This window comes from Mycobacterium sp. DHQP2018-32-09 (assembly GCF_058148405.1).
On the sequence record NZ_JBYVYK010000192.1, the window covers coordinates 1 to 396 of the forward strand.

1 protein-coding gene and 1 pseudogene are annotated in these 396 nt (G+C 64.6%); both read right to left on the minus strand.

The features are described from left to right. Nucleotides 1-124, minus strand: a pseudogene (locus tag AC30CM_RS27300) (MspA family porin); the annotation flags it as partial. Between the two features lie 117 nt (nucleotides 125-241). After that, nucleotides 242-396, minus strand: a 155-nt coding sequence (locus AC30CM_RS27305) for an MspA family porin (RefSeq protein ID WP_490120022.1), incomplete at its 5' end; no start/stop codon positions are given.

Here is a 396-nt window from a genome sequence, read left to right on the forward strand (position 1 = left end):
TGCGGTCCTTGCCGTCAACGAGGCTCAACTCGTTGTCCAGGCCCGCGTGTGAGGTGCCCGTGCTCGCGAACAACGCCGCGATGGCCGCGACGAGCGCGACCAGCACCCGACTGATTGCCTTCATGTTGATGTGACCTCCCTAGATGACCTGCGTTGGCGAGCCCCGGTTGGCAAGGCCGCGGCCGGTTGTCCCCCGGCCGCGGCGACTGCTACCTCTTGATCGCCACAGGAGTGACAATTGTTAATTCATGTTCCAAGGTTCGCCGTACGTGGTGACCGAGTCACCCGTGCTGGAGATCAGGCGAGCGAACGGACGCAGCAACACGCCACCGGCCGCACCGGTCACCGTGCCATGAGCGTTGGACACCGCCACCGCACCATCGGGACCCTTGACGT